We start from the raw sequence: 23,204 nt of genomic DNA on the forward strand, positions 1-23,204 counted from the left end.
GGGTGGGACCGGGCATTATGCGGGCACACCCCCCCGGGGCGGAAATCGGCGTCGGCGCGCCGGCCCCGCCCGGCGGCTCAGCCGCGCTCGACCACCACCAGGTGGCGGTCCGCGCCCAGCCCCGGCACCTGCAGCGGGTGCACCGCCTGCGCCACCCAGCCCGGCGGCAGCGCAGCGATCTCCTCGTCCGGGCGCACGCCCTTCATCGCCAGCAGCCGCCCGCCCGGGCGCAGCAGGTGGCCGCCGACGGCGACGATGCCGGCCAGCGTGTCCAGCGCGCGCGCGGTCAGGAAGTCGTAAGCGCCGGGTTCGTCCACGGCCTCGGCGCGCGACTCGGCCACGCGCGCGTTGTCCAGGCGCAGCTGGCGCACCGCCTCGCGCAGGAACCGCGCCTTCTTGCCGTTGCTCTCGACCAGGGTCACCTGCAGTTGCGGCCGCGCGATCGCCAGCGGGATGCCGGGCAGCCCCGGGCCGGTGCCCAGGTCGGCCAGCGTGCCTGCTTCCACGAACGGCTGCATCGCCAGCGAATCGAGCAGGTGGCGGGTCACCATCTCGTGCGGATCGCGGACCGCGGTGAGGTTGTAGGTGCGGTTCCAGCGCGCCAGCAGCGCCAGGTAGGCCAGCAGCGGCGGCGCCAGCGCGGCGGCGTCCAGGCCTTGCGCGCGCAGGCCCTGGTCGAGCGCGGCGCGGACGGAGTCGGGAAGGGAAGCGTCGTTCATCGCCCGATTATCGCAGGTGCCGCCACCGTCACCGCCATGTAGCCGACATCGTCGCGGCCTATGCTGCGCAGCGGTTCATTGCAGTCGTGGTGCAGCGGCATGTCGGATCTCCAGAAAACCCCATCGGCCAACACCGGTGCGCCACCCGATCATGGCCGGCGCCGGGTCCTGGCCGGGCTGGGCCTGCTCGTCGCCACGCCGCTGCTGAGCCCGTTCGCGCGGGCGCGCGGGTTCGACGATCCGTTCACCCTGGGCGTGGCCGCCGGCGATCCGCTGGCCGACGGCATGGTGTTGTGGACCCGGCTCGCGCCGCAGCCGCTGGCGGCCGACGGCCTGGGCGGCCTGCGCGAGGCGGTGCCCGTGCGCTGGAGCGTGGCCACCGACCCGGGCATGGCGCAGGTGGTGCAGCGCGGCGTGGCGACGGCGCATCCGCGCTGGGGCCACTCGGTGCACGTGGAAGTGAGCGGACTGCAGCCGGGCCGGCCGTACTGGTACCGGTTCGAAGCGCTGGGCGCGCAGAGTCCGCTGGGCTGCGCACGCACCGCCCCGGCGCCGGGCAGCCTGGCCGAGGCGCGCTTCGGCTTCGTCTCCTGCTCGCACTGGGAACAGGGCTATTTCAGCGCCTACCGGCACCTGGCCGCCGAGCAGCCGGACGTGGTGTTCTTCCTCGGCGATTACATCTACGAGTACAGCATCAAGGGCGAGGCCGCCGCGCAGGTCGTGCGCCCGCACGGCAGTGGCGACTGCCTGGACCTGGCCGGCTACCGCAACCGCTATGCGCTGTACCGCACCGACCCGGACCTGCAGGCGCTGCACGCCACGGCCGCCTGCGTGGCGACCTGGGACGACCACGAGGTGCAGAACGACTACGCCAACCGCTGGTCGCAGGATCCGAAGATCCCCACCGCGCAGTTCCTGCGCCGCCGCGCCGCCGCCTACCAGGCGATGTACGAGCACTTCCCGCTGCGCGCGCAACACCGCCCGCGCGGCGCGAACATGCGCCTGTATCGCGCGCTGGACTATGGCGCGCTGGCGCGCTTCTTCGTGCTCGACGGCCGCCAGTACCGCAACGAGCAGCCGTGCATCCTGCCCAACGGCTGGCGCGGCGGGCATGTCTCAGCGGCCGACTGCACCGACATCGACGACCCGTCGCGCAGCATGCTCGGCGCGGCGCAGGAACGCTGGCTGCACGCCGGCTTCGCCCGCTCGAGCGCGCGCTGGAACGTGATCGCGCAGGATCTGCTGGTCGCGCCACTCGTGCAGCGCGACCCCAAGGACGGCCACCTCGGCCACTGGACCGACGGCTGGGACGGCTATCCGGCCACACGCGAGCGCATGCTGCGCGCGATCGCCGACAGCAAGCTGCGCAACCCGGTGTTCTGGGGCGGCGACATCCATTCCTACTGGGTCACCGACCTGAAGGCCGATGCCGCCGATCCGCAATCGCAGACCCTGGCCACCGAATTCGTCGGCACCTCGGTGACCTCCAACGGCCCGCCGTCGGAGGCGATCGTGCAGATGCTGCCGAACAACCCGCACGTGCGCTATTTCGAGGGCCGCCAGCGCGGCTACGTGTCGGTGTCGCTGAGCCAGGCGCGGATGGAGACCCGGCTGCAGGCCATTTCCGAGCGCAGCGACCGCCTGGCCACGGTGTCCACGCTGAAGCGCTTCGTGGTCGAGGACGGCCGCGCCGGCGCGGTGGAGGCGTAAAACCGCGGCGGCGGATACACCCGCCTCGCTGCCGCTTCCTTGTAGGAGCGGCGCCTACGCGGACGCGAGCGGATACCAGGCCAGCGCGGCGCGATAGCCCGGCACCGGCACCCACTCGTGCACCCGCCAGCGCGCGGCCTCACCCAGCGCCGGGTCGCACCAGGCCAGTTGCAGCACGCCTGCGCCGTCTTCGGCGAAGCGCAGTCGGTGCAGCCCGAACGACAGCCCGTGCCCGTGCGCCTTCAGCAACGCTTCCTTGGCGCACCACAGGCGGAAGAACCATGCCTCGCGCGCCGGCTCGGCCAGCGCCTGCAACGCCGCGACCTCGTCGGGATGGAAGAAACGCTGCGCCAACTCCAGCAACCGCGGCCGCGCGCGCTGGTGTTCGATGTCCACGCCCAGCCGCGTATGCGCGCCGATCGCCACCAGCAGATAGTCGCCACTGTGGCTCCAGCCGGTGCCGACATGCGCCAACGGCGCATGCAGCCATGGCCGGCCGCGTTCGTCGCGGCGCAGCGGCAGTTGCGCCTCCGGCGTGGCCAGCTCGACGGACAGCAGCCGCCGCGCCTGCGCCTCGCCGGGCGTGCGCGGCGGATGCGTACGCAGCCACAGCGCCACCGGGCCGAACCGCCAATCGGGGGGATCCGGGCGCAACGGCGCTTCGGCAGGCCCGCTCACGCGGCGCCCACAAAGCACAATGGCCGCTGCGCCAGCCATGCCTGGGTACACGGGCGCTTCACGGCAGCGCTCCTTAAATGGCGCACGCCACACCGCTCCCGGTGCGGGCAGAACCGAGGAGTCTTACCCATGGGCATCATCATCTGGTTGATCGTCGGCGGCATCGTGGGCTGGCTGGCCAGCATCATCATGCGCCGTGACGCACAGCAGGGCATCATCCTGAATATCGTCGTCGGCATCGTCGGCGCGTTGATCGCCGGCTGGTTGTTCGGCGGCGGCATCAACCAGGCGATCACGCTGTGGACGTTCCTGTACTCGTTGATCGGCGCGGTGATCCTGCTGGCCATCGTCAACCTGTTCACCCGCGGCCGCGCGCGCTAAGCGCAAACGCCCCCGCAGGTGTGTGCAAACTCCCGGTCCGCCGGGCGTTTGCTTTTGCGGCGCCGCTCACCTGGCGACGCGGTCGGCGGGATGATGCACGCCGTCGCTGACCGGCACCGCGATGGCCAGCGCATACGGATCCACGCCGTCCAGGCAGCCGACGTTGTAGCCGTATTCGCTGGGATCGGAGCGGCGCTGGTGATGCGTGTAGATCCCGCACACGCCGCAGAAATAATGTTGCGCGGTATGGGTGTTGAAGCGGTACAGGCGCAACGCGTCGGCCCCCTCGCGCACGTGCAGTGCGGCCAGCGGCACCGAGGCGACGATCGCGCCGCGGCGGCGGCACAGCGAACAGTTGCAGCGGCGCGGATCGACGATGCCGTGCGGCAGTTCCAGGTCGATCTGCACCGCGCCGCAGTGGCAGCTGAGCCGGTGCAGCGGCGCGATCGCGGTGTCGCCGACCTTGTCGATCCAGCGGCGCGGATGACGTTCGTTCACGCGCCGCCCTCCCCCAGTTCGATCCAGGCCGGCGCGTGGTCGCTGGGGCGGTCCCAGGTCCGCGGTTCGCGGTCGATGCCGGCCGCGCGCGTCTGCGCCTTCAGCGCGTCGGAGACCAGGGTCAGGTCGATGCGCAGGCCGAGGTCGCGGCGGAAGCCGGCCTGGCGGTAATCCCACCAGCTGAAGATGCCGCCGTCGTCGTGGTGCAGGCGGAAGCCGTCGTGCAGGCCCAGCGCCTGCAGCTTGTGCAGCGCGCCGCGTTCGGCGGTGGAGGTGAGGATGTGGTTGTCGCTCCACACCAGCGGATCGTGCACGTCGCGCGCGTCCGGGGCGATGTTGAAATCGCCCAGCACCACCATGCGCGGGTGGCGCTGCAGTTCGGCGGCGAGCCAGTCGTGCACCGCCTCGAGCCAGCGCAGCTTGTAGGCGTACTTGTCGGTGCCCACGTCCTGGCCGTTGACCACGTACAGGTTGACGATGCGCAGGTCGCCGACGGTGGCGGCGATGACCCGCTTCTGCTCGTCGTCCAGGCCGGGCACGCCGATCTGCACGTCGCTGGCCGGCGCGCGCGACAGGATCGCCACGCCGTTGTAGGTCTTCTGCCCGGCGAACACGCTGCGGTAGCCGGCCGCGGCCAGCGCCGCGTCCGGGAACTTGTGGTCTTCCAGCTTGGTTTCCTGGATGCCGACCACGTCCGGCGCGAACGCCTCCAGCCACTGTTGCAGGTGCGGCAGGCGCACGTTGAGCGAGTTGACGTTCCAGGAGGCGATCTTCAAGGGGAGAATCCATGTCGGGGCAGCCGGCCGGTATTCTGACCGCTGCCCGCCGCGACGGCCAATCCGGCGCGGCGGTGGCGGCGCCCGCTCAGCGGCGTGCGCAGCACTGCGCGTACAGGTCCGGGGCCAGGGCCAGCGCCTGCTGCCGCTGCGCCGGGTCCAGCGCGTCGAGCAGTTCCTCGCCGCCCAGCAGCCGTTCCGACGGCGGGAACGGCTGTCCCGGCGCCTGCCGCGCCGCCAGCCGCCAAGCCGCCGCATAGGCCGGATCGGCGATGGCCGGGATCGGCGACTCCAACACCTGCGCCAGTTCCTCGATCGAGGGCCGGTCGCAGCGCAGCGCCAGCGTTTCCAGCTCGGCGACGACGGCCTCGGCCTCGCGCACGTCGGCCGCCGACAGCGCAATCCGTTCGCCGGGCCGCTGGCCGGCGCCGGCGCGGTCGAGCAGGCTGCGGATGCGCCGCGCCAGCAAGCTGCGCTGCGCATCCGCGTCGCCCTGCGCGGCGGCGCTGCGCAGGATCGTGTCGATCTGCGCGTACTGCGCACGGCCGATGCCGGCGCAGGCGTCGCGGCGCTGACGTTCGGCGTCGCGTTGCGCCGCGGCCGCCGCGCGGTCCATCTCGTCGATCCCGGGCGGCAACACGGCGCTGGGCGGCGGCGCCTGCGCGCGCTGCCGGCACGCGTCGTACTGCATGGCGATGGCGTACATGCGCTGCGCGTCCACGCCCGCGGTCCAGGCCGAAGGCGGCGGCGTGGCCGTTGCCGCGAAGGCCGCGGGCGGCGTCTCCGGCAGCCCTCGCGTCACCGCGGCTTGCGTGCGCGGCCGCGTGGCGCCGGCGACCGTGGCTGGCGCCGACGGCCGCAGCAGCACGATGGCCAGCGCCGCGCATGCCAACGCCGCGGCGGCCACGCCCAGGCGACCACCCAACGTCGCGGTCGGCGCACGCGCGCGTACGCTCTCGTGCATGCCCGGCTCAGTGCGCCGCGGCGGCATACGCCGCACGGTCGAAGCTCAGCGGATGGGTCTGGCGCAATTGCTGCAGCGCCCGCGCCGCCGCCTGTTCGCGCAGCTGCACCTCGATCTGCCCGCGCACCGCATCGAAGCGTGCCTCGGTCTTGGCGTCCAGCCGGATCAGGTGGTAGCCGTCGGGGCCACGCACCGGCGCCGATACCTGGTTCACCGCCAGCCGCTGCACCGGGGCGACGAACGGGTCGGCCAGGTAGCGGCCGAACGTCGATGAAAGCCGGCCGCCGTCCATCGCGGTACTGCCGTCGTCGGACTCGCGCGCCGCCAGCGCGGCGAAGTCGGTGCCGGCGTCGAGTTGCCGCCTGAGCGCGTCGGCCCGCTGCAGCGCCTGCGCCTCGGACAGGTCGTGACCGCGGCGCGCGTCGGATTGCGGATGCAAGGCCACGAAGATGTGGCTCAGCTGGTATTCGTCGTAGTCGCCGGGATGGGCCTCGAACTGTTGCTGCAGCTGCACCGCGTCGATGCGTGCGCTGCTGGCCAGCGCGGCCATCGCCGATTCGGCCAGGATCGCGTCGGCGGCCTGGCGCAGGCGCGCGGCTACCACCGGATCGCGTTCGAGATGGTGCTGCCTGGCCTGCTCGAGCAGGATCACGCGGTCGGCGAACCGGCGCACGGCCTGCGGATCGTCGATGCCGGCAGTGGTCGGCGCGCCGTTGCCGGCCAGCGCCCGGTATTCGCTGGCGGTGAAGCGCGAGGCACCGACACGCAGCACCACCGGATCGGCGCCGGGGCGACCGGCAGCGGCGGCAGCGGCGGCGGACGCGGCAGCAAGATGACAGGCCGCAAGCAGGCAGGCGACGGCGGCGCCGCGCTTGGCGAGGGAAAGGGACATGGTCGGTTCCTGGAATGGCGTAGCGGACGGCGCGGGCGCGCCGTCGTCGGAAACGGCCGGCCCGTCCGGGCCGGCCGGTCGAACACAACGGCTCAGTCGTGCTTGCCGCGTGCGCGCAGGTAGGCCATCGCGGTCTTCGGATCGTCGGTGGTGATCAGGTCGAAGGCTTGCTGGTTGACGATGTAGTTGAGGTCGCCACGGTTGTCCGCGGTATCGCGGCCGCCGGAGTAGGAGAAATACAGGTCCGACAGGCGATAGCAGCAGGCGCCGGTATTGTTGTAGAACTGCCCGCCGCCGGGACCGTCGGGGATCGCCTGGAACACGCCGACCCGGACCCCGGACTCGCGCACGGCGTCTGCATCCTTCTGCAGCAGGCCGCCGAGCTGCTTGACGTTGACCTCCATCGACTTGCGCTCGGTGATCCAGGCTAGGATCGAATTGGCGACGTCGATCTTGGTCAGCATGTTGGTGGTGAACACCGGGATGCCGATCATGCCGTTGCCGTCAGCGCGGTACGCGGCGCGGGTCGGATACAGCGTCGCGTTGACCTTGGCGGCGACGTAGTTGCCTTCGGCGACCGAGAATGCGGCGTCGGCGGCGCGGTTCACCGCGCGCACCGAGGCGGCGTCCTTGATGTCGAACACCATCGGCGTCTTCAGGTTGTGCTGCTTGTAGTAGGCGAACAGCTCGTCCACGCGCGGCACGTGGTAGCCGGTGGTGGTGCGGCGGTCGGGCGTGAGCAGGAACAGCTTGCTCACCGTGGACCACGGCACCGTGCTCACCGCCGGGTTGGTGCCGGTGTTGTTGGCCGGGTTGTACTCGGTGCCGCCGCGGAACGCGGTCCACACGTTCGTGGTGCGGCCCAGGTTGTAGTCGTGCAGGACCACCGGCACGCCGTCGCTGGTCATCTTGATGTCCAGTTCGACGCCGTCCATGCATTGGTCGTTGGCGGTCTGCAGCGCGCCGCGCGAATTCTCCGGCATGTCGCCGATACCCGAATACTTGCCCCACAGGCCGCGGTGCGCCAGCACGACGCTGTTGCCGCCGCCGTCCTTGAACATGATGTGGCTCATCTTGGTTTCGACGCTGTCGCTGCAGGACGCCAGCGCCAGTTGCGGCGCGGCGGCCAGGGTGGCCAGCGCCGCCAGTACGCGGCAGGCGCGCGCCAGCGGATGTTGCACGAGGTTGGTGTTCATCAGTCTCTGTCCCAGTTGGAAAGAAGTGGCGCCAAGGGTGGACGAGCGCCTGCAGGTCGACGCTGCGGCGGGCTCGCTTGCTGCGCGCTCCGAACGCGGCGACGGGCCGCGCAGAGGCCGAAGCCGACCGTGATCGGCGGTGGCGTCGGGGGCAGAATCTAATTACTAACTATGAATTAATTATTGCCGGCGCACGACGACGCCACGGCAGCCCGCTGCGCTTGGCGCTTGCCGCCGCCGTTGTCTACGGCGGGCGGCTTCGCGCACGCGCCTGCGCCACGGCGCGCGCGTCGCGGTGTGCGTCCAGGGTTCGAAGCGGCCGTGGCCGCCGCAGGCGCGTCCCGGCCTGCGCGATCAGCGCAGCAGCAGATCGACCAGCCGCGCGATTCGGGCGTACGGCGGCTTCAGCCAGTCGCTGGCGGCCCGGCGCGACTGCCACAGGATCGGCAGCGCCTTGCTGAAGGCGTCGAAGCCGGCGCGGCCGTGGTAGGCGCCCATGCCGCTGGGGCCGATGCCGCCGAACGGCAACGCATTGGCGGCGAAGTGCAGCAGGCTGTCGTTGACGGTGACGCCGCCGGCGACGGTGGCGTGCAGGATCGCCTCCACCTGCGCGCGGTCGTGGCTGAAGGGATACAGCGCCAGCGGCCGGTCGCGGCCGTTGACCAGCGCGATCGCCTCGTCCAGCGTGCGGTAGCTGCGCAGCGGCAGGATCGGGCCGAAGATCTCCTCCTGCATCAGCAGCGCATCGTCGCCGGGCTGCAGCACCACGGTCGGCACGATCAGGCGCTCGCGTTCGGCGCGCTCGCGTTCGACGCTGGCCAGTTCGACGACCTCCAGGCCGCGCGCGCGCGCGTCGTCCAGGTAGCCGCGCAGGCGTCGGTACTGGCCCTCGTTGACGATGCGGGTGTAGTCGTCGGCCGCGGCGAAGTCGCCGTAGCGCGCCAGCACCTGCGCGCGCAGCGCCTGCACCAGCGCCGCGCTGCGGCCGGCATCGATCAGCACGTAGTCCGGGGCGATGCAGGTCTGTCCGGCGTTGAACCACTTGCCGGTGGCCAGGCGCGCGGCGGCCTGCGCGAGCGGGTAGTCGGCGCAGACGATGGCCGGCGACTTGCCGCCCAGTTCCAGGGTCAGCGGGGTCAGGTTCGGCGCGGCGGCCGCCATCACCTTGCGCCCGACCGCGGTGGAGCCGGTGAACACCAGATGGTCCAGCGGCAGCGCGGCGAAGGCGCCGGCCACCTCGGCCGCGCCCAGCGCCACCGCCACACGTTGCGGCGGGAACACCTCGGCCAGCAGCGACTGCAGGAACTGTGCGGTGCGCGGGGTGTGCTCGGACGGCTTCAGGTAGACATGGTTGCCGGCGGCGATCGCGGTGGCCAGCGGGATCAGCGCCAGGTTGACCGGGTAGTTCCATGGCGCGATCACCCCGACCACGCCGACCGGCACCGGCCGCACTTCGGCGCGCGCCGGCCACAGCCGCCAACCGGCGCCGACGCGCTGCGGCCGCATCCAGCGCTTGAGGTGGCGCAGCAGGTGATCGATTTCGCCGAGCACGGTCATGCCGTCGGCGAGCAGCGATTCGTGGCGCGAGCGATGGCCGAAATCGGCGGCGATGGCATCGGCCATCTCCGGCAGGCGCCGCTTCAGTGCCGCGCGCAGCCGCTGCAGGTCGTCGCGGCGTTGCGCCCGGTCGGGCTTGGCCGCCTGCCAGGCCGCGCGCAGCCGCTGCAGGGTGACCGGCAGGTCGGCAAGCGGCGTGTCGGTGGCGCTCGAAGTGGGGTCGGAAATGGACATGCGCGCACTATACGATGCGGCACCTGGCCCCGATGCGGGCGATGCAGGACAGGCGGTGGCGTGGCGTCGGCCGGCCATGGTCGCGGCCATGCCGGAGCGCGCTTGGCGGGTGACCGAGGGTTTGCCGCGTCGCGACTGAAGTCGCTCCCACAACGGGCCGACCGGTGCGCCGCCGCCGTGCAGACGGGGCCTCGCCCCGACGGCGTCGGATGCCTGCCATCAACCATCCTGCAAGCGTTTCGGTTCCTCCCTCAGCACGCATGGCCTGCGCCGACCGGTGTGTCGCGGCTGAAGCCGCTCCTACAGGGTGCGCGGCGGCGAAGGGGCGCGGCGGCGTGCAGAGTGCGCGTCAGCGCGCGGCGGCGCGACGGGCGGTCATGTCGCTTCGAGCAACAAGGCCTGCAACTGCGCCAGCGTCGCCACTTCGTAATGCGGCACGATGCCATCGGGCGCCGGCAGGCCGTGCGCGTTGATCCAGCAGGTGTGCAATCCCGCGGCCAGGCCGCCGGCGATGTCGGCGTGCGGGTTGTCGCCGACCATCAGCACCTGCGCGCGCGGCGGATCGCCCAACTGCGCCAGCGCGTGCGCGAAGATGCCCGGGTGCGGCTTGGCCACGCCGATCTGCTCGGAAATGGCGACGACCTCGAACCGGTCGTGCAGGCCGGTGCGCAGCAGCCGCGCCTGCTGCAGCGCGGTGAAGCCGTTGGTGACCAGCCCCAGCCGCGCGCGCCCGCGCAGCGCGTCGAGCAGCGCCACCGCGCCGTCCAGCGGCGCGCACAGTTCGGCCATCGCCGCCAGGAACGCGTCGTTCAAGGTCTCCGGCGCGGTCTGCAGGCGCTGCGCCCAGCCCGCGAAGCGGCGCTGCTGCAGCTGCAGCGCGGTGATCGCGCCGTTCTGGTACTCCACCCACAACGGCCGGTTGAGCGCGGTGTAGTCGGCGTAGTCCTGCTCGGCGAAGGCCACCCCGTAGCCGGCGAACATGCGCTGCAGGCCGGCATAGGCATCGAAGCGGAACAGGGTGTCGTCGGCGTCGAACAGGATCCAGCGGTAGCGCATGCGGCGGTCTGCCTGTGTGTCCAGCGCGCATGGTAATCGCCTGCCGCCGCCGTCGGTTCCAGCGCCGCTGACATGCCGCGCAAACGACGACGCCGGCACAGGGCCGGCGTCGCAGTGCCGGACGCATCCGGCGCAAGGGCGAGTCCGCTTACTTGGTGATGTCCACGTTGCGGGTTTCGCGCAGGAACAGCGTACCCAGCACCAGCGTCATCAACGCGATGCCGATGGGATACCACAGGCCGTAGTAGATGTTGCCGGTACCGGCCACCAGGGCGAAGGAGATCGCCGGCAGGAAGCCGCCGAACCAGCCGTTGCCGATGTGGTACGGCAGCGACATCGAGGTGTAGCGGATGCGGGTCGGGAACAGCTCGACCAGGAAGGCGGCGATCGGGCCGTAGACCATGGTCACGTACAGCACCAGCACCCACAGCAGCAGGATCGTCATCGGGATGTTGATGCGCGCGGTATCGGCCTTCTCCGGATAGCCGGCCGCGGTCAGCGCGCCCTTGAGCTCCTTGCCGAAGGCATCGGCCTTGGGCTTGGCGTCGGCCTTGCTCAGGCCGGCCGCCTCGTAGGACGCGACCTGGCTACCGCCGATGCGCACCTGCGCCAGCGAACCCGGCGCGGCCGGCTGCACTTCGTACGGCACGCCGGCCTTGGTCAACGCGGCGGTGGCCACGTCGCAGGAGCTGGTGAACTTGCGCACGCCCACCGGATCGAACTGGAAGCTGCAGGTGGCCGGATCGGCCAGCACCTGCGCCGGCGACTTGCTGCGCGCCTCCTCCACCGCCGGGTTGGCGAAGTGGGTGATGCCCTTGAACAGCGGCATGTAGGTCACCGCCGCCAGCAGGCAGCCGAGCATGATGATCTTCTTGCGCCCGATCTTGTCCGACAGCCAGCCGAAGAACAGGAAGAACGGGGTGGCCAGCGCCAGTGCCGCGGCGATCAGCAGGTAGGACACGGTCGGATCGACCTTGAGCGTGCTCTGCAGGAAGAACAGCGCGTAGAACTGGCCGCCGTACCAGACCACGGCCTGGCCGGCGGTGGCGCCGAGCAGCACGATCAGCATCAGCTTGAAGTTGCCGTCCTTGAGGCTGTCGCGGAACGGTTGCTTGGAACCCTTGCCCTCGGCCTTCATCTGCTGGAACAGCGGCGATTCGCTCAGCTGCAGGCGGATCCACACCGACACGCCGAGCAGGATGATCGAACCCAGGAACGGGATGCGCCAGCCCCAGGCCTCGAACGCCTCGGTGCCCAGGGTCAGGCGGCACACCAGGATCACCAGCAGCGACAGGAACAGGCCCAGCGTGGCGGTGGTCTGGATGAAGCTGGTGTACAGGCCGCGCTTGCCCGGCGGCGCGTGCTCGGCGACGTAGGTCGCCGCGCCGCCGTATTCGCCGCCCATCGCCAGGCCCTGGGCCAGGCGCAGCACGATCAGGATCACCGGCGCGGCCACGCCGATGCTGGCGTAGTTGGGCAGCACGCCGACCAGGAAGGTGGAGATGCCCATGATCAGGATGGTGACCAGGAACGTGTACTTGCGGCCGATGCGGTCGCCCAGGCTGCCGAAGAACGCGGCGCCGAACGGGCGCACGAAGAAGCCGGCGGCGAAGGCCAGCAGCGCGAAGATCATGCCGGTGGTCTCGTTGACCCCGCTGAAGAACTGCTTGGCGATGATCGCGGCGAGCGAGCCGTACAGATAGAAGTCGTACCACTCGAAGACGGTGCCAAGGCTGGAGGCGAAGATGACCTTCTTGTGGCCCTTGGTCAGGGGCTGACCCGACGGGTTGATGGCGGTGCTGGACATAGGAAGCTTCCCCTCCGAAGCGGGTGGTGTGGCGGTGGCGGTCAGGATGGTCGGGTGGCGCGGTCCGTCGCGGGTGCATGGCGAGTCCGCGGCAGCGCGGCGCGCCCTCCCGGGCGCCGCGCCGCCGCAGCCTCAGAAGCTGTACTTGGTGGTGAACTGCAGGCGGGTGATGTCGCCCTTGGCGCCGCTTTCGATCTCGCGCTTGCCGTACATCAGCTCGGCGCCGACATCGACCTTGGGCATCGGCGTGTAGAAGATGTTGCCGCGGATGCTCTGCACGCTCTTGGTCACGCCCAGCCCGGTCAGCGCGGTGTCGTTGTCGTAGTCGCTGCGCGCGTAGATCAGGTTGGTGCGCAACTTCGGCGAGAACGCGTGGCGCCAGCCGATGTAGCCGGCGACCACGCCGACCGTGTCCAGGTCGCGGTCGGCCGCGTCGTAGACCGCGTTCTGGGCGATGCCCAGGCCGACGTAGCGGCCGATGCCTTCGCCGCCGCTGAGCTGGTAGAACAGGCTGTCGCTGTCTCCGGCCACCCACTTGCCGCCCAGGGTCAGGCCGCCGGAGACCTTGCTGGCGTCGGCGCCGGTGGCGCGGTTGTCCACCTTCTGCTGGCCGAGCAGGCCGCCGATGCCGAAGCTGCCCCAGTCGCCCTTCCAGCCGTAGCGCACGGTCAGGTCCGGCAGCGCGCCGCGGTCGGAACTGGCGCTGGTGATCACGCCGGTCGCGCTGCGGTTGTAGATGGTGGTTTCCGGGTTCTCCAAGGCGACGCTGAAGCCACCGTTGGTGTAGCGCACCTGCGCCTGGCGCACGAAGATCACGCCGTCGGTGGGACCGATGAAGTCGGCCGCTTCCGGCAGCGCCGCCGGGTCCATGAAGTTCGACCAAGTCTGGCCGGCCAGCCAGTGGTTCCAGTACATGTAGGCGTGGCGCAGGGTGGCGCCGTAGGTGTTGGTGGCGGTCTGGGTACCCAGCGAATTGCCGAAGAAATCCAGCTCCACCAGCGCGCCGGCCTTGTTGCCGGCGTCGGTGACGCTGTCCACGCCGAAGTTGATCCGCGAGAACTTCGCGTGCGCGTTGTAGTCGGTACCGGACTTGCCGCCGCCGACCGGCGTCTGCCCGGGCAGGTACAGCGCGCGGCCGGTGGCATCGTCGGCGAGCTGGCCGTCGCCGGTGCGGGTGGCCAGGAAATCGGCCTTGATGAAGCCGCCGACCTTGAACGTGGTGCCGGGTGCGGCGCCGGGGGTGATCGTGGTCACCTGGATCGGCGCCTTGCCGGCCGGCACCGCCGGTGGCGCGACCTGGCTCGACTTCACGGCGGCGACCTCGCTCTGCGCCTGCGCGATCTGGCCCTGCTGCTGTTGCTGCGAGGACAGCAGCAGCTGGACCTGGCGCTCCAGTTCGGCCACGCGGGCTTCCAGCGCCTGTTCGCGCGCCGACGGGGTCTTGCCGCTCTGGGCGAAGGCCGCGCCCGGGGCGATCAGCGCGACGAACAGCGCGGCGGCCAACGGGCGCCGTGCCAAGGATGCGATGCGGTTGCTCATTACTCCCTCCCGAATAATGGATGTCCGCCGCGCGCAGGCACGGCTGGGTGCACAGTGCGCGCCGCGGCCGGTCGCGCCTATTGGCCATTAGTCGAACGGCGGCTGGGTTTACGACCATCGTCTAAAGCCCGGCGCGTGCGCGCTTAACGGTGAATGCGGCAAACTGCGCCATGACGCGCCGCCGCATGCGGCGCCCCGTTCATTGCAGAGGGCACCATGGCTGATATCTACCCCGTCGATCCGCAGTTCGCCTCCCGGGCACGGGTCGACAAGACCCAGTACCAGACCCTGTACCGGCAATCGGTGGAACAGCCGGAGGCGTTCTGGGGCCAGGCCGCCGAGCGCCTGGACTGGTTCAAGAAGCCGACCCGGATCAAGGACGTGAACTTCGCCCTGGACGATTTCCATATCCGCTGGTTCGACGACGGCGAGCTCAACGCCAGCGTCAACTGCCTGGACCGGCAGCTGGCCACGCGCGGCGACAAGACCGCGCTGCTGTTCGAGCCGGACAGCGCGGACGCGCCGTCCTACACCGTCAGCTACCGCGAGCTGTACGAACGCGTCTGCCGCCTGGGCAATGCGCTGCGCGCGCTCGGGGTCAAGAAGGGCGACCGCGTCACCATCTACCTGCCGATGATTCCCGATGCGGCGGTGGCGATGCTGGCCTGCGCGCGCATCGGCGCGATCCACTCGGTGGTGTTCGGCGGTTTCGCGCCCAACTCGATCGCCGACCGGGTGATCGACTGCGGCAGCAAGCTGATCATCACCGCCGACGAGGGCCTGCGCGGCGGCAAGAAGATCCCGCTCAAGGCCAACGTCGATGCGGCGCTGAAGCTGCCCGGCACCACCACCGTGGAAACCGTGCTGGTGGTGCGCCACACCGGCGGCGCGGTGGACATGCAGGCCCCGCGCGACCGCTGGTTCCACGACGTGGTCGACAGCCAGCCGGCCGAGTGCGAACCCGAGCGCATGAACGCCGAGGATCCGCTGTTCATCCTCTACACCTCCGGCTCCACCGGCAAGCCCAAGGGCGTGCTGCACACCACCGCCGGCTACCTGCTGTACGCGGCCTACACCCACGAGACCGTGTTCGACCTGCGCGAGGACGACATCTACTGGTGCACCGCCGACGTCGGCTGGGTCACCGGCCACAGCTACATCGTCTACGGGCCGCTGGCCAACGGCGCCACCGCGCTGATGTTCGAAGGCGTGCCCAACTACCCGAACGTGTCGCGCTTCTGGGACGTCATCGACAAGCACAAGGTCACGATCTTCTACACCGCGCCGACCGCGATCCGCGCGCTGATGCGCGAGGGCGAGGCGCCGGTCAAGCGCACCTCGCGCGCGTCCTTGCGCCTGCTCGGCAGCGTCGGCGAGCCGATCAATCCCGAAGCCTGGCGCTGGTACTACGATGTGGTCGGCGACGGCCGCTGCCCGATCGTGGACACCTGGTGGCAGACCGAGACCGGCGGCATCCTGATCACCCCGCTGGCCGGCGCGATCGACCTCAAGCCCGGCTCGGCGACGCTGCCGTTCTTCGGCGTGCAGCCGGCCCTGGTCAATGCCGACGGCGAACTCCTGGAAGGCGCCACCGAAGGCAACCTGGTGCTGCGCGACTCGTGGCCGGGGCAGATGCGCACCGTCTACGGCGACCACCAGCGCTTCATCGACACCTATTTCCGCACCTACCCGGGCAGCTACTTCACCGGCGACGGTTGCCGCCGCGACGAAGACGGCTACTACTGGATCACCGGCCGCGTGGACGACGTCATCAACGTCTCCGGCCACCGCATCGGCACCGCCGAGGTGGAGAGCGCGCTGGTCTCGCATCCGAAGGTGGCCGAGGCCGCGGTGGTCGGCTTCCCGCACGACATCAAGGGCCAGGGCATCTACGCCTACGTGACCCTGGTGGCCGACGAGCAGCCGAGCGACGCCCTGCACAAGGAACTGGTGGCCTGGGTCCGCAAGGAGATCGGCCCGATCGCCGCGCCCGACCATCTGCAATGGGCGCCGGGCCTGCCCAAGACCCGCTCGGGCAAGATCATGCGCCGCATCCTGCGCAAGATCGCCGAGAACGCGCCCGACCAGCTCGGCGATACCTCGACCCTGGCCGATCCGTCGGTGGTCGATTCGCTTGTTAACGAACGACTGACGCGCTGACGCGCTGGTCGTTCGTTCGGGAATGGGAAATCGAGAATGGGGAATGGGAAAAGCCGTTCCCCGATCGCTTCATCACCTAAGGCGCCCGACATCCTGCTTTTGCCGTTGCCATTCCCCATTCCCGATTCTCCATTCCCGGCCCCCCAAATGCCTACCCTGCTGATCGCCGACGACCACCCCCTGTTCCGCGAGGCGCTGCGCGGGGCGGTGCAGCGGGTGATGCCGGGGGTGCAGCTGTACGAGGCCGACAGCGTCGAGGCGCTGTACGCGCTGGCCGACCATCACGCCGATGCCGACCTGTTGCTGATGGATCTCAACATGCCCGGCGCGCAGGGGTTCAGCGCGCTGGTGCACATGCGCGCGCTGCATCCGCAGTTGCCGGTGGTGGTGGTGTCCGCGCGCGAGGAACCGACGGTGATGCGCCGCGCGCTGGACCACGGCGCGTTCGGCTTCATTCCCAAGTCGGCCGATTCGGACACCATCGGCCTGGCCCTGAGCACGGTGCTGGACGGCGAGCGCTGGGCACCGCCGGAAGCGCACAACCTGCCGCCCACCGACCGCGCCGAGCGCGAGGTCGGCCAGCGCCTGCGCGAACTGACCCCGCAGCAGTTCCGCGTGTTGCAGATGCTCGGCGCCGGCCGCCTCAACAAGCAGATCGCCTACGACCTGGGCGTGTCCGAAGCCACCATCAAGGCCCACGTCACCGCGATCCTGCGCAAGCTCGGCGTCACCAACCGCACCCAGGCGGTGCTGATGGCCGGCAAGCTGGCCATCGACAGCGACGCGATCGTGCTGCCGCTGGAAGAGGACTGAGCGCGCTGGGTTCTGGCGGATGCGTGCGCCAAGGTTCACCGCGGCGTGGCGTGGCGTGGTCGCTGCGCGCCAGGCCGGTGCGACTGCACTTGCAGGCGGGGTTTCCATATCGCGGCACTCGCAGCGCACTCCACGGGCTGTAGCGGCCCTGGAGGTTTTCGGTCGCGGCTGAAGCCGCTCCTACAGGGGATGGCATCGGACCTCGACGTAGCCCTGTAGGAGCGGCTTCAGCCGCGACCGCTGTTCGCGCATCGCAGGCCATCGCTTGCACACCCAGCGATGGCTGCCGCGCACCGAATAGGCTTCCCGAATCGGCTTCGGCGCACCGACGCCGGCGTGCCGTCGGCATCCGCGCATATAGCTGTTGCTAAGAAAAAAAGCTGCAGGTTCGCGTGCGTTCGAAGCGTATTCGTCGGCATTCGCCGCTGTTAGACTGCGCGTCCCTTGGGGAGTAGCCTGCTGTCCCGCGTATCCGGACAGCGCCCGCATCAACACACTCGGCCGTTGCGCCGTGGTGCGGGCAACCATCTCGGTTGGCGAGACCAGCGGCGAGCTTGCGTGGCGAAAGCCGGGCGCGCGCGCTCGTCGTTCGTCTTCTGCCCCGGCGTGGTCCCCCACATGTCGTTTCTTTCGATTCTGTTGCTCGGCATCGCCATGTCCACCGACGCCTTCGCCGCGGCGGTCGGCAAGGGCGCGGCCATGCGCAAACCATTGTGGCGCGACGCACTGCGCGCCGGCCTGATCTTCGGCTGCATCGAGGCGCTGACCCCCGTGCTGGGCTGGACGCTCGGCCAGGCCGCTTCCAAGTACGTGGTGTCGTTCGACCACTGGATCGCGTTCGGCCTGCTCGGCGCGCTCGGCGTGCACATGATCGTCGCCGGACTCAAGCCCGAGGCGCCCGAGGTTGCCGCAGAAGCGCCCAAGCGCCACGGCTTCTGGAACCTGGCCGCGACCGGCCTGGCCACCAGCATCGACGCGATGGCGGTGGGCGTCGGCCTGGCCTTCCTCGACGTCAACATCGCCGAGGTCGCGGTGGTCATCGGCCTGTGCACGCTGACCATGGTGACCCTGGGCATCATGCTCGGCCGCGTGCTCGGCACCCTGGCCGGCAAGCGCGCGGAGATCGTCGGCGGCGCGCTGCTGATCGCGATCGGCAGCACCATCCTGTTCGAACACCTGCACGGCGCGGGCTGATCCGCGCACGCCCGCCGCTGCCGGCTCAGCCCTGTGGCGGCGCCGGCTTGGCGGTGAATTCCAGGTAGGTGGAGAGAATGTACTTGTCGCCGCTGCGCGGCGGCAGGGCGGCGTGCATGTACATCCAGTACGGCGGGAACATCAGCAGGCGCCCGGCGCGCGGCGCGACCTCCAGGTCCAGGTCGACGAAGCGGGTCTGCCCGCCCTCGGCGACATCGTTGAGATACCACAGCAGCACCAGGTAGCGGCCGGTCTCCTCGTCGCAGGCGTCGAAATGCGGCTGGAAGCGCTCGCCGGCGCTGGCGCGATAGCGCTTGATCCGCAGGTCGGCCAGGCGCGGGCGCCACGGCACCGCTGCGGACAGGCCCAGATCGGCGTTGTAGCGCGCCAGCGCCGCGCGCACCTGTTCGATGAAGAACCCCTGGAAGGCCGGATCGGCCGCGCGGGTCACGTTGAGTTCGGTCCAGGCGCTGTCGTCCAGGCCGGCACGCGCACCGGCACCGTTGTGGCGGTGCTGCGCCGACGCGTGTTCGAACTGCGCGACCAGCTGGCTGCAGAAGCCCGCATCCAGCGCTGCGTCGTAGACGCGGACATAGTGGCGAAGATCGGCGTGCTTCATGCGTGTCGTTTCCTTTGTCTCGCGTTGCGCTGTCGGTTGCGGTTCACTGCGCCACCTGCGCGTTGAAATCGCCGATGCCTTCGACCAGGCGTGTCACCGCCTCGCGTTCGACCGGCTGCAGGTGCGGGTTCCAGGTGTCCATCAGCAGGATCACGCGTGGGCGGTCGCTGCGGTTCCAGGCCTCGTGTTCGAAGGTATCGTCGAACACCATCGCCCGCCCTTCCTGCCACACATGCAGGTGACCGCCGGCGCGCAGCGCGCAATCGCCGTGCACCAGCAGCGGCAGATGCACGGTCAGGCGGGTGTTGGTGACGCCGCGATGCGGCAGGATGTGGGTGCCCGGCGCCAATACCGAGAAACAGATCTCCGGCGCGTGCGCGCGGATGCGCACCAACGGCGTGCGCTCCAGCGCGGCCGTGGTCTGCGCGCACTGCTGCGCATGCGCGTCGTCGCGCTGCCCGTGGCGGTAGAAGAAATACGCATCCCACGCGGGACTGCCGCGCTCGCCGGCGAGTAGTCCTGGCGGTAGCTGGTCGGTCGGCGTACCGAGAAACGGCGCATACGCGTCGGCCTGCTCGCGCGTGGCCAGCATCTCGGCGCGGATCGCCGCGGTGCTGTGTTCCAACTCCTGCAACCACGGGAACAAGTGCAGCGGCGGATACGCGGCGGCCGGTACGTCGGGCACGTGGAAGAAGGTCGGCCGTTGCAAGGGATCGGCGTACTGCGCCGGCAGCAGGCCCAGATAGGCCAGCAAGCCGCGCTCGACCCGATCCAGCGCGTCGGCGCCGTAATTGCGGCGCAACGGTTGCAGCAAGCCGAGGAACAGATCGCGACGGCCGGCATCCACTGCCGCCATCGCGCTGCGCACGCGGTCGCGCAACGCCGGCGCGGTGCTGTCGTCGCTCAGCCAGCGGCCTTGGCGCTGGGCATGCACGACGGCCGCGTAGTAGCTGCCGACGGCCGCGTATGCGTCACCGCGTGCCGCGCGCAGTTCGCCCAGCCGCAGATGGGCGATGTAATGGTCCGGCTGGTGGCGCAGCAAGTCTTGCAGAACGCCTTCGGCGCCCGCCGCATCGCCTTGCGCCGACAGCATCGCGGCCCACCCCATCCGCGCCGGCGCTTCGAGCGCACCTCCTCGTCGCACCACGCCCCGGTACAGATCGGTGGCATGGGTCCACAGTCCCGCCTCCTGCGCCAGCGCGGCCAACAGCAGGTCCAGCGCCGGCGGTGCGTCGCCCTGCGCCTGCCAGGCTATGGCCGCCGCCTGCACCTGCGCGAGTCGCCCCTGTTCGAAGCCACGCCACAGCGCCTGCAGCCGCGCCGATGGATCGTCCCGTCTCGCTGTCATCGATACCCCCTCAACGAAAAACGGCGCGCCCGGTTGGGCGCGCCGCGTGTCACGAGCCGGCCTGCCTGCAAGCGCAGGCGACGCTGGCCGACATCCCTCAGAACCGATAGGTGGCGCGCATCCAGTAGTAGCGGCCGACCGTGTCGTAGGTGCTCACGTCGGTGTTCGCGTTCAACACGTTGTTCTGGTACAGCACCGGGGGCTGCTTGTTGAACAGGTTGTCCACGCCCAGGTCGAAGCGGATGTTGGCGTCGCTCATGTCGTAGCCCAGCTGCAGCGCGTGGTACATGTAGCTGCCGTAGTTCAGCACCACGCCCTTGTCTGCCGCATCGGCGGACATGTTTTCCGACAGGTCGGTGCTGCCGACCTGGATCTTGCCGATCCAGCGCGTGGTCCAGGTGGCGTCCCAGTTGCCCAGCTTCCAGCCGATCTGGCCACGTGCGCGCCAGCGTGCGTAGTTGCCGTAGGACGAGTTGTACTTGCCGGCCATGTGCACCACCGAGTCGCCGGTGTCGATGTCGTAGCGCTGCAGGTAGGTGCTGTCCAGGGCCAGGGTGAACTTGCCGAACGCGGTTTCCGGCAGGGCGTAGTTGGCACCGAAGTCGATGCCCTGCGTGTCCAGCTTGCCGATGTTGACCACCGGGGTCTCGATGTAATCGATGTTGCCGGCGCTGACCGTGCCTGCCGCATAGCGGTGGATATAGCTGCAGTACGGGCTGCTGTTGTCGTTGTAGCAGATGTTGGCGACGGTCTGCGCGGAGATCGACTGGATCAGGTCGTCGAGCTTCACCTTCCACCAGTCGGCATTGAACGACAGGCCCGGCACGGACTCGGGGCTGTAGACGATGCCGTAATCGTAGGAGGTGCCCTTCTCCGGCTTCAGATTGTAGTTGGCGTAGGTCGAGCCGGACACGATCGCATTGGTCTGCGACAGGCCGGAACCGGTCCAGCCGGCCTCCACGCCTTCGCAGGCGTTCTCGTGGCCGCTGCCGCTGTAGCCGATGCACGGATCGGTGAAGGTCGGCGAATTCGCGGTCGGACCCTGGTACAGATCGTAGATGGTCGGCGCACGGAACACCTGCGCCACGGTGCCGCGCACCATCAGGTCGTGGATCGGGCGCCATTCCAGCTGGAACGAGGCACTGTTGTTGGTCGAGCTGACGCTGCTGTAGTCGGAGAAGCGGTCGCTCAGGGTGACATTCAGCGCGCCAATCGGCGAGGACTGCGCCAAAACCGGGATGAACAGCTGCGCATAGGCTTCCTTCACGCTGAAGGAGCCGCTCAGCGGCGAGGAGCAGGCCTCGGACGAGATGTCGCAGGTGTTGTCGCTGTTGATCAGCGCGTTGCTGGAGACGGTGTAGCCCAGGCTTTCCTTGCGGTACAGCGCACCGACCGCCAGCTGCGCGCTGCCTGCCGGCAATTCCCACACGCTGCCGTTGGCGCTGGCTTCCCACTGGCGGGTGATGCTCGTGGTCTGGTAGCGCGGGATCGACTCGTGACTGTTCATCCAGGCCACGGTGTTGGGATCGGTCTGGTCGAAGATGTTGATCTCGCCAGCTGTGATCGCATCCTGCAACGCCGCGTAGTCGACGTAGCCATGGCTCCAGTTGCGCTGCTGGTAGTGGCCGTAGTTGAAGTTGGCGTCCCACACCCAGCTGGTGTCGCCGATGCTGCCCTTCAGCCCGAGCACGTCCTGGTCGGTGGTGGTGTCGTAGAAGCCTTCGCGCTGGCCCAGCGAGGTGAAGCGCGAGCGGTACTCGTAGCCGTTGGGACCGAACTCGACGCCGAACGGGTTGTAGGGGTTATCGGCGGCGATGGTGATGCCGTCGCTCTGCGCGTCGAACGGCAGCGGCGCGATCGCATAGTGCGACATCGTGTGGTTGTGGTAGGCGTTGACGTAGGCCTGCAGCTTGTCGGTGATGTTGAAGCTGCCGAGCACGAAGCTGTTGACGCGCTGCTGCGGGGTCATCAGCAGATTCTGCGACTGGTAGTTGTAGGCGTCGGAGGAGGAGGAATAGCACTTGTAGCCGCCGCTGCCGTTGCTGGTCATCGCGCCGCCGGCGCTGCAGCCGTTGGCGGTCAGCGTGCTCGCCGGCAGCTTGTAGTAGCCGCTCGGGGTACGGCTGGAACCGCCCTTGTAGACGCTGCCGCTGGACAGGTACATCGCGTCCTTGGAGAACGCGCGATTGGCCGAGGAGATCTCTTTCTGCTTGTTGTAGTCGATGCCGACCACGATGTTGCCGCGATCCCAGGTCTTGCCGAAGGTGAAGGTGCCGCCCTGGCGCGCGCCGTCGCCGCGGCTGGCCTGGCCGTAGTTGGCGACGAATTCGCCGCCTTCGAAGTTCTTGCGCAGGATGAAGTTGACCACGCCGCCGATGGCGTCGGAACCGTACAGCGCCGAGGCGCCGACCTTCAGCACTTCGACATGGTCGATCATGCTGGTCGGGATCGAGTTGATGTCGTTGTTGAGGATGCGGTGGCCGTCGATCAGGATCAGCGTGCGCTGGTCGCCGAGGCCGCGCAGCGACACGGTCGAGGCGCCGTCGCCGCCGCCGTTGTTGACCTGCGGGTTGGTCGCATCGCCGGCGATGCCGGGCAGCGACTGCATCAGGTCGCCGAGGGTCTGCTTGCCGCTCTGCTGGATCTGCTGGCGATCGACCACGGTGACCGGGCTGGCCGTTTCCACGTCCACGCGCCGCACCAGCGAGCCGGTCACGGTGACGCGGTCCAGGTCGACCGCGCCGCTGGCGGACGTCGCCGCGGTGTCGGCGCTCTGTGCGTAGAGCGAAGCGGCGGGAAGCGTCGCCAATCCCAGGCAGATGGCCTGGGCGAGTCTGTTCTTTGGTGCGGACATTGGGGAAAACCTCATGTGATGGGCAACAGAACGCCAGCGGTGCACGCGGACGTGAACCGGTTCGAATCGCGCTGGGCGCGACGTCTTCGTTGGATGCTTCGGACTTGCGGGCCGATCGGGACCGTCAAGCACTTGTTAGTTTTTTATAAGAAAAGTGTTGTTTTGATGTGCCGCATTGCGCCAGCGGTTGGCATAATCGCTACACCGTT

19 protein-coding genes are annotated in these 23,204 nt (G+C 69.5%); 5 read left to right on the forward strand and 14 right to left on the reverse strand.

Going from position 1 to position 23,204, the window contains the following annotated elements; genetic code table 11:
• Window positions 1–77: 77 nt before the first annotated feature.
• On the reverse strand, window positions 78–719 hold the full coding sequence (gene rsmG / locus AB8810_RS23265; protein ID WP_206229574.1) for a 16S rRNA (guanine(527)-N(7))-methyltransferase RsmG: 642 nt from the start codon (window positions 717–719) through the stop codon (window positions 78–80).
• Window positions 720–818: 99 nt separating this feature from the next.
• On the opposite strand from rsmG, the gene AB8810_RS23270 reads away from it, so the two are divergent.
• On the forward strand, window positions 819–2,429 hold the full coding sequence (locus AB8810_RS23270) for an alkaline phosphatase (RefSeq protein ID WP_206229575.1): 1,611 nt from the start codon (window positions 819–821) through the stop codon (window positions 2,427–2,429).
• Window positions 2,430–2,483: 54 nt separating this feature from the next.
• On the opposite strand, the gene AB8810_RS23275 is transcribed toward AB8810_RS23270, so the two are convergent.
• Window positions 2,484–3,107, reverse strand: a complete 624-nt coding sequence (locus AB8810_RS23275; protein ID WP_179570009.1) for a 4'-phosphopantetheinyl transferase superfamily protein — start codon at window positions 3,105–3,107, stop codon at window positions 2,484–2,486.
• A 129-nt stretch (window positions 3,108–3,236) separates the two neighbouring features.
• Between AB8810_RS23275 and AB8810_RS23280 the strand changes: the two genes are divergently transcribed.
• Window positions 3,237–3,488, forward strand: coding sequence for a GlsB/YeaQ/YmgE family stress response membrane protein (locus AB8810_RS23280; protein ID WP_003466992.1), 252 nt, complete (start codon window positions 3,237–3,239; stop codon window positions 3,486–3,488).
• Between the two features lie 66 nt (window positions 3,489–3,554).
• Here AB8810_RS23280 and AB8810_RS23285 read toward each other — a convergent pair whose 3' ends face one another.
• The 9 genes from AB8810_RS23285 to AB8810_RS23325 form a co-directional block, all read right to left on the reverse strand.
• Window positions 3,555–3,986 carry a GFA family protein gene (locus tag AB8810_RS23285; protein ID WP_191826067.1) on the reverse strand — a complete coding sequence of 144 codons (432 nt, stop codon included), beginning with the start codon at window positions 3,984–3,986 and terminating at the stop codon, window positions 3,555–3,557.
• On the reverse strand, window positions 3,983–4,762 hold the full coding sequence (xth, locus tag AB8810_RS23290; protein ID WP_179570013.1) for an exodeoxyribonuclease III: 780 nt from the start codon (window positions 4,760–4,762) through the stop codon (window positions 3,983–3,985). Before xth ends, AB8810_RS23285 begins: the two co-directional genes overlap by 4 nt.
• 88 nt (window positions 4,763–4,850) lie before the next feature.
• On the reverse strand, window positions 4,851–5,726 hold the full coding sequence (locus AB8810_RS23295) for a hypothetical protein (protein WP_369915043.1): 876 nt from the start codon (window positions 5,724–5,726) through the stop codon (window positions 4,851–4,853).
• 7 nt (window positions 5,727–5,733) lie between these two features.
• On the reverse strand, window positions 5,734–6,618 hold the full coding sequence (locus AB8810_RS23300) for a peptidylprolyl isomerase (protein ID WP_369915044.1): 885 nt from the start codon (window positions 6,616–6,618) through the stop codon (window positions 5,734–5,736).
• 92 nt (window positions 6,619–6,710) lie between these two features.
• Window positions 6,711–7,724: a glycerophosphodiester phosphodiesterase family protein gene (locus AB8810_RS23305; protein WP_206229593.1), complete on the reverse strand. Its 1,014-nt coding sequence runs from the start codon at window positions 7,722–7,724 to the stop codon at window positions 6,711–6,713.
• Between the two features lie 444 nt (window positions 7,725–8,168).
• Window positions 8,169–9,605: a coniferyl aldehyde dehydrogenase gene (locus tag AB8810_RS23310; RefSeq protein WP_369915045.1), complete on the reverse strand. Its 1,437-nt coding sequence runs from the start codon at window positions 9,603–9,605 to the stop codon at window positions 8,169–8,171.
• A 375-nt stretch (window positions 9,606–9,980) separates the two neighbouring features.
• Window positions 9,981–10,661 (reverse strand): pyrimidine 5'-nucleotidase, encoded by a 681-nt coding sequence (yjjG, locus tag AB8810_RS23315; protein WP_369915046.1) that lies wholly within the window; start codon window positions 10,659–10,661, stop codon window positions 9,981–9,983.
• Between the two features lie 148 nt (window positions 10,662–10,809).
• Entirely contained in the window at window positions 10,810–12,468 is a 1,659-nt protein-coding gene (locus tag AB8810_RS23320) for an MFS transporter (protein WP_179570023.1), read from the reverse strand.
• 132 nt (window positions 12,469–12,600) lie between these two features.
• Window positions 12,601–14,007 (reverse strand): DcaP family trimeric outer membrane transporter, encoded by a 1,407-nt coding sequence (locus AB8810_RS23325; protein WP_179570025.1) that lies wholly within the window; start codon window positions 14,005–14,007, stop codon window positions 12,601–12,603.
• A gap of 216 nt (window positions 14,008–14,223) precedes the next feature.
• Here AB8810_RS23325 and acs point away from each other — a divergent pair, with 216 nt between their 5' ends.
• The 3 genes from acs to AB8810_RS23340 all read left to right on the forward strand — a co-directional run bounded on the left by acs (window position 14,224) and on the right by AB8810_RS23340 (window position 18,174).
• A complete protein-coding gene (acs, locus tag AB8810_RS23330; protein ID WP_369915047.1) occupies window positions 14,224–16,167 on the forward strand; it encodes an acetate--CoA ligase in 1,944 nt (647 codons plus the stop codon).
• Window positions 16,168–16,314: 147 nt separating this feature from the next.
• Window positions 16,315–16,980 (forward strand): response regulator transcription factor, encoded by a 666-nt coding sequence (locus tag AB8810_RS23335; RefSeq protein WP_179570029.1) that lies wholly within the window; start codon window positions 16,315–16,317, stop codon window positions 16,978–16,980.
• A gap of 618 nt (window positions 16,981–17,598) precedes the next feature.
• Window positions 17,599–18,174: a manganese efflux pump MntP family protein gene (locus AB8810_RS23340; protein WP_179570031.1), complete on the forward strand. Its 576-nt coding sequence runs from the start codon at window positions 17,599–17,601 to the stop codon at window positions 18,172–18,174.
• Window positions 18,175–18,199: 25 nt separating this feature from the next.
• Here AB8810_RS23340 and AB8810_RS23345 read toward each other — a convergent pair whose 3' ends face one another.
• From AB8810_RS23345 to AB8810_RS23355, 3 genes are all read right to left on the reverse strand, one after another.
• The gene (locus AB8810_RS23345) at window positions 18,200–18,793 is read right to left on the reverse strand and encodes a 2OG-Fe(II) oxygenase (RefSeq protein ID WP_206229584.1); all 594 of its coding nucleotides are present in this window, start codon (window positions 18,791–18,793) and stop codon (window positions 18,200–18,202) included.
• Window positions 18,794–18,836: 43 nt separating this feature from the next.
• The gene (locus AB8810_RS23350) at window positions 18,837–20,141 is read right to left on the reverse strand and encodes an aspartyl/asparaginyl beta-hydroxylase domain-containing protein (protein ID WP_369915048.1); all 1,305 of its coding nucleotides are present in this window, start codon (window positions 20,139–20,141) and stop codon (window positions 18,837–18,839) included.
• A 97-nt stretch (window positions 20,142–20,238) separates the two neighbouring features.
• On the reverse strand, window positions 20,239–22,995 hold the full coding sequence (locus tag AB8810_RS23355) for a TonB-dependent receptor (RefSeq protein ID WP_369915049.1): 2,757 nt from the start codon (window positions 22,993–22,995) through the stop codon (window positions 20,239–20,241).
• Between the last annotated feature and the right edge of the window lie 209 nt (window positions 22,996–23,204).

This window comes from Xanthomonas sp. NCPPB 3005, assembly GCF_041228095.2.
Classification (GTDB): Bacteria; Pseudomonadota; Gammaproteobacteria; order Xanthomonadales; family Xanthomonadaceae; genus Xanthomonas_A; species Xanthomonas_A bonasiae.